This window comes from Pontibacter rugosus (assembly GCF_042678745.1).
Taxonomy (GTDB): domain Bacteria; phylum Bacteroidota; class Bacteroidia; order Cytophagales; family Hymenobacteraceae; genus Pontibacter; species Pontibacter rugosus.
The window spans coordinates 1-5,630 of sequence record NZ_JBHTLD010000264.1 but is presented as its reverse complement, the minus strand read 5'-3'; the positions used below and the strand labels follow the sequence as shown (position 1 = coordinate 5,630).

Genomic DNA, 5,630 nt, shown 5'->3' with positions numbered 1-5,630 from the left:
TTAAGTTTGGTCAATTATTTATTACTCAATTATTTATGTTAGTCCAACTATGAAAAGCTTTTATGAATTTAACAGAAACAATCCTCAGGAGCGCCTGGAACAGTACAAATTATATCCAGAAATGGCGCTATTTCATATAGCATTAAGAGAGGAAATGGGAGAGGAGGAGTATCATGCCTTCTACCGGGCTGAAAAAGAAGCCCAGCAACGTTTTAAAGTACCAGTATACCACGAAACCACACCACAATGGGTAAACGCATAAATAATTTAGAATGCACCTATATCAACGGCAAACTGCTTAATCTGGACAGTTTGCCGTTTGCTTTTATAAGAGTTACGGTCGAGTACGGCTTTATCGGAACCAGTCTTGTTTGTAGCAAGTATGATAGATAACATGCTGGTGTTACAACTGCCGCAACACCAGTTCTGCACCTTCTTCACCTACCAGAGAACCGATAGCGATGCCCATGCCGCTTAACCTTACAGAGCAGCTTATCCGCTCTGATACCTGCTGCACAATAGTTGTTTTAGCGTTGCCCATACCCATAATGCCGCTCCAGCGATGTTCTACCTCAAAAGGAGTTTCCGGAAGTATAACCTCACGCAGCAACTGTTCCAGCCTGTTTTGCACCAGCTCTGTCAGCCCAAGTTCAGTGGTTTCTTCAGCCTGTATGTTCAAGTTGCGGCCTCCGCCAAACAACACACGTTTGCCTATGTTGCGGAAGTAATAGTAGCCTTTATCGTAATGGAAAGTGCCTTTAATTCTGAGGTCGGGGATAGGCTTCGTAATTAGCACCTGTGCCCTTGCCGGCACTACCGAAAGCTGCGGCAGCAGTTTTTGCGCAAAGCCGTTGGTAGCCACTAGGGCGGCACTTGCTTTGATATTTATACCTTGTGTGGTAGTGGCTGTAATGCCTTTATCTTCTTCGTGCAGTTCCAGAACCTCCAGCCCGTTTAATACCAGCACCCCTAGTGCCTGTACCTTCTGCGTAAGTGCCAGAATCATTTTGCCGGTGTCTATCTGCCCTTCGGCTGTGCTCAGCAGCAGGTGCTGCACCCCTTTAAACCCAAAATGACTAATCTGTTCGTCTGCTGTCTGGTAAACATCAGGCTCGCCAACTATACTTTGTAGCTGCTTGTTGAGGTAGGGTAGTTGCTGCAGGCAGGCTTCATATAGCTCTTGCTCTTCCTGTTTGGGCTGAAACAGCTCATAGCCACCCCAACGGTTATAGTCGATGGCTGTGTCCCCAAGGTTTTGGCGCAGGCGTTGCAAACCTTTCCAGCGGCGCTCTATTAGGCTGAAGACCTCATTTTCTGGGTGATGCTGCAGGTCTTCCAGCATTTCGGAGGGGCTACCAAAGCAGGCAAATCCTGCATTTTTAGAACTGGCACCAGTGGGCAGCAAACCTCGTTCAGCAACCAGTATTTTTAAAGCTGGTTGCGTGGTTTTTAGGTGAAGCGCTGCATTCAGACCAACAATACCGCTGCCAATTATCAGCACATTAATGTCATTGAAATAGGTTTCGCGTTCCCAGAAACTCAGTTGCATGGCTTAGTCGTCGGTTCGGAAGTATGGATGGTTGTAGCTGCGGGCGCTTGTTTCGTCTATCATTTCATATTGGGTAAGCATAATTTCGCGCTCGCCGCTGTTCATGGCTTTTATAAATTTGCCTTCCGGTGTTTCATAGATGGCGTAATTGTGCTGCCCGAAAGGGTATAGGTTGTTGCTTTTGAGGATGACCGCCTGCGTCAGCTCTACCTGCTGCCCATCGGTGGTGGTAACGATATATCTGCTCTTATCCATGTGTCTTCTAATATGCCCACGAAGATACCACTTTTCATCAGCCTGACACAACACCATTAATGGCCGAAACCCTATGCATTATTGTAATAAGAATATTTCTCAGAATCTTTAACTTAACCATAACTGCTTCATAACCTGCAGGTAATACCTGTGGAGTACTTTAGTGCTGTAGTTTAGGAGAGCTTTAGCCAAAGGCATCTTTCAACCTTTAAAAGTATAAAACTATGAAACAGGTAAAGAAACTTATGGACAACGTGGCAGGCAAGCTGCTGGATGTTGTTCTGTACAGGCTACACTCTTTCTACTCTCCCTTTAAATTTAACCGGACTTAATTTATTCTCACCCACGCCACACTTATGGCAAAAAAAAGAAAAGTAGAGGTAGTTGTTATTTCTGACGTACACCTCGGCACCTATGGCTGTCATGCACAGGAGCTGCTGGCCTATCTTAAAAGCATCAACCCTAAAACAGTAATCCTGAATGGAGATATTGTAGATATCTGGCAGTTTAGTAAAAGCTATTGGCCTGCCGCACACATGAAGGTGGTAAAGCACCTGATGGGCCTTATTGCCAAAGGTACCAAAGTATACTATATCACCGGTAACCACGATGAAATGCTGCGCAAGTTCGTTGGCTTTAAGTTAGGGTCTTTCCAGGTTGTGAACAAACTAGTAATGGAGCTGGACGGCAAACGTGCCTGGATGTTTCATGGAGATGTGTTTGATGTGACCATGCAGCACTCCAAGTGGCTGGCAAAGCTCGGCGCACAAGGGTATGACGCGCTTATCCTGATTAATCGGATGGTTAACTTCTTCTGCCATAAGTTTAACCGAGAGCAGGTATACCTGTCGCGCAACATCAAGAACAGGGTAAAGAGTGCCGTCAAGTTCATCAATAACTTTGAGCAGACAGCTGCTGACATAGCCATTTCCAACGACTACGATTATGTGGTGTGCGGCCACATTCATCACCCGGAAATGCGTGAGATTTCTAATTCAAAAGGAACAGTTACTTACCTCAACTCCGGCGATTGGATCGAAAACCTGACATCGTTAGAATATGCCGACGGCTCCTGGAGCTTGTACAACTTCAGAGAAGATCTGGATGTGCTGGTGCAGGAGGGGGACGAGGAGTTGGAGCCAACAAACATTCAGCTTTTTCAGAACCTGATGGTGGAATTTAAACTGAAGACGGCTTGAGAATTCTTTATGCCATTCAGGGGACCGGAAATGGCCACCTTACCCGTGCACAGGATGTGATTCCTGCCCTGCAGCAGCGTGGCGAGCTGGATATACTTGTAAGCGGCTGCCAGGTAGACCTTACATTGCCGCAGCCTATTAAGTATCGCCTTAAGGGTCTTAGCTTTATTTTTGGCAAAAACGGAGGGGTGGATTTCTATCGAACCTTTGCGCAGATAAACTCCAGAGGTTTTTATAAAGAAATCCGCCAACTGCCAATTAAGGAGTATGATCTGGTGATTACAGATTTTGAACCTGTTTCTGCCTGGGCTTGTATGATGGCCAGAAAGCACTGCGTTGGCCTGAGCAACCAGGTGGCGGTACTAAACAAAAATGTGCCAAAACCTGAGGAGGCAGACCTGCTGGGCAGGTTTATTCTTAAAAACTACTCACCCACCACGGCACAATACGGCTTTCACTTTGCTAAGTATGGTGATACCATTTACACACCCATTATTCGGAAGCAGGTACGCGAGCTGCAGGTAAGCAACCTAGGGCACTACACTGTTTACCTGCCCGCCCACGATGATCATAAAATCGTGAACAGGCTTACTCAGTTCAGGCACGTGGAGTGGCAGGTGTTTTCAAAGCATAACAAGCAGCCCTTCCGCCACGAAAACGTGTGGGTGCAGCCTATTCATAACGAGGCTTTTTTACAAAGTATGGCCGCAGCGGAGGGGGTATTATGTGCTGCTGGTTTCGCCACGCCGTCAGAGGTTTTATACTTGCAAAAGAAGCTACTGGTGGTGCCCATGAAAAACCAGTTTGAGCAGGTATGTAACGCGGCAGCTTTAAAGCATATGGGAGTTGCTACGATGAAGAACCTTAAGAAAAAACATCTTCATAAAATTGAAGACTGGCTGGAAGAAGGCCTGCCGGTGCAAGTAGATTACCCAGATGAGACCGATGCCATTGTCGAACGTATTGTGCGTGAGAACACCTAAGTGCATGGTTGAAATTTATACTTTGCGCTGCAAAAGCCAGGAAAAAGTTCTTACAGCTTTCACTTGCCAAAACAAAATTTAAACAAGCTCTAAGTGCAGCCAATCTGGGTATAAATAAAGTATAAAAGTTAGAAAAACCGTAGGTATAACTTACGTAAGCTCCACTAAAGGAGCAGCTTTTCAGAAACACAAGACAAAGATGAGCGCTACCAGCGACGCAGCAAGTATAAATCAACCTGATAATACAAACCCGCCACTAACCAAAACCGCTTTTGGAAATGATTTTACCTGGGGAGTAGCTACGGCAGCCTACCAGATTGAGGGAGCACATGACGTAGCCGGTAAGGGAGCCTCGATTTGGGATGTTTTCTCGGCTAGAAAAGGGAAGGTAAAGCAGAATCACAATGGCAACCTTGCCTGCGATTTCTTCAACCGCTATCCGGATGATTTGGAGCTAATGCAGTCCATGTCCATTCCAAATTTCAGATTTTCGCTTTCCTGGTCCCGGTTACTGCCAGAGGGCGTGGGGCAGGTAAACCAGGCTGGCATAGACTATTACAACCGCTTAATTGATCATTGCCTGGAACTGGGAATAAAACCGTGGGTAACGCTTTACCATTGGGACCTGCCACATGCCTTAGAGCAAAAGGGCGGCTGGGCAAACCGCGATATGATAGGGTGGTTTCAGGAGTACGCAGCATTGTGCGCTAAAGCGTTTGGCGACAGAGTAAAGCACTGGATGGTGCTGAATGAACCGATGGTGTTTACCGGGGCCGGTTATTTCCTGGGAGTACATGCACCGGGCCGCCGTGGCTTCGGCTCCTTTGTGCCAGCTGTGCATCATGCCACCTTATGCCAGGCAGCAGGTGCGCGCGTGCTAAAAAGCATGCTGCCAGAAGCAGAGGTTGGCACCACCTTTTCCTGCTCGCACGTAGAGCCACTGCAGCAAACAGAAAAAGACATAAAAGCTGCTAAGCGAGTGGATGCACTGTTGAACCGCCTGTTCCTGGAGCCTGTGCTGGGACTGGGGTATCCGTTGGATGATCTGAAGTTTATGCGCCGCATCGAAAAATACATGAAGCCTGGAGATGAAGAATTACTTAAGTATGACTTTGATTTTATCGGTATTCAGAACTACACCCGAGAGGTGGTAAAATACTCTTTCTGGACACCTTTTATGCAAGCTAACCTGGTGCCACCTAAAAAAAGGGGCGTACCGCAAACGCTGATGAATTGGGAAGTATACCCTGAAGGCATTTATCACCTTCTGCACAAGTATAGCCAGTACAAAAATATTCCGAAAATCTTAATCACTGAAAACGGAGCCGCTTTTGCAGATGAATTAAAAGATGGGCAGGTGCACGATCCGCTCCGCGTTGATTTTTTGCAGCGTTACTTGCAGCAGGTGCTGCGTGCCAGGCAGGAGGGGGCCAACGTAAGCGGTTACTTTGTCTGGTCCTTTGTCGATAACTTTGAGTGGGCAGAGGGCTATGACCCGCGCTTCGGCATAGTGCATGTCGACTTTGAGACGCAGCAGCGTACCATCAAGAGCTCCGGCTACTGGTATAAGCAGTTTCTGGAGGGATGATGGCATGAGCTAAGTATAAGTATAAGTATAAGTATAAGTATAAGTATAAGTATAAG

At 46.7% G+C, this 5,630-nt stretch carries 6 protein-coding genes; 4 read left to right on the top strand and 2 right to left on the bottom strand.

The features are described 5' to 3' along the window. Positions 1–49 precede the first annotated feature (49 nt). Positions 50–262 carry a hypothetical protein gene (locus tag ACFQ2O_RS19400; RefSeq protein WP_377531907.1) on the top strand — a complete coding sequence of 71 codons (213 nt, stop codon included), beginning with the start codon at positions 50–52 and terminating at the stop codon, positions 260–262. A 141-nt stretch (positions 263–403) separates the two neighbouring features. Here ACFQ2O_RS19400 and ACFQ2O_RS19395 read toward each other — a convergent pair whose 3' ends face one another. Together ACFQ2O_RS19395 and ACFQ2O_RS19390 are read right to left on the bottom strand one after the other, a co-directional pair. Continuing rightward, positions 404–1,549 carry an NAD(P)/FAD-dependent oxidoreductase gene (locus ACFQ2O_RS19395; RefSeq protein ID WP_377531905.1) on the bottom strand — a complete coding sequence of 382 codons (1,146 nt, stop codon included), beginning with the start codon at positions 1,547–1,549 and terminating at the stop codon, positions 404–406. A 3-nt stretch (positions 1,550–1,552) separates the two neighbouring features. Further along, positions 1,553–1,804 carry a hypothetical protein gene (locus ACFQ2O_RS19390; protein ID WP_377531902.1) on the bottom strand — a complete coding sequence of 84 codons (252 nt, stop codon included), beginning with the start codon at positions 1,802–1,804 and terminating at the stop codon, positions 1,553–1,555. Between the two features lie 356 nt (positions 1,805–2,160). Between ACFQ2O_RS19390 and ACFQ2O_RS19385 the strand changes: the two genes are divergently transcribed. The 3 genes from ACFQ2O_RS19385 (at position 2,161) to ACFQ2O_RS19375 (ending at position 5,574) form a co-directional block, all read left to right on the top strand. Then, a complete protein-coding gene (locus tag ACFQ2O_RS19385; RefSeq protein WP_377531900.1) occupies positions 2,161–3,003 on the top strand; it encodes a UDP-2,3-diacylglucosamine diphosphatase in 843 nt (280 codons plus the stop codon). Further along, positions 3,000–3,986, top strand: coding sequence for a glycosyltransferase family protein (locus ACFQ2O_RS19380; protein WP_377531898.1), 987 nt, complete (start codon positions 3,000–3,002; stop codon positions 3,984–3,986). Before ACFQ2O_RS19385 ends, ACFQ2O_RS19380 begins: the two co-directional genes overlap by 4 nt. Before the next feature lie 199 nt (positions 3,987–4,185). Further along, positions 4,186–5,574 carry a GH1 family beta-glucosidase gene (locus tag ACFQ2O_RS19375; protein WP_377531896.1) on the top strand — a complete coding sequence of 463 codons (1,389 nt, stop codon included), beginning with the start codon at positions 4,186–4,188 and terminating at the stop codon, positions 5,572–5,574. Positions 5,575–5,630: the final 56 nt, after the last annotated feature.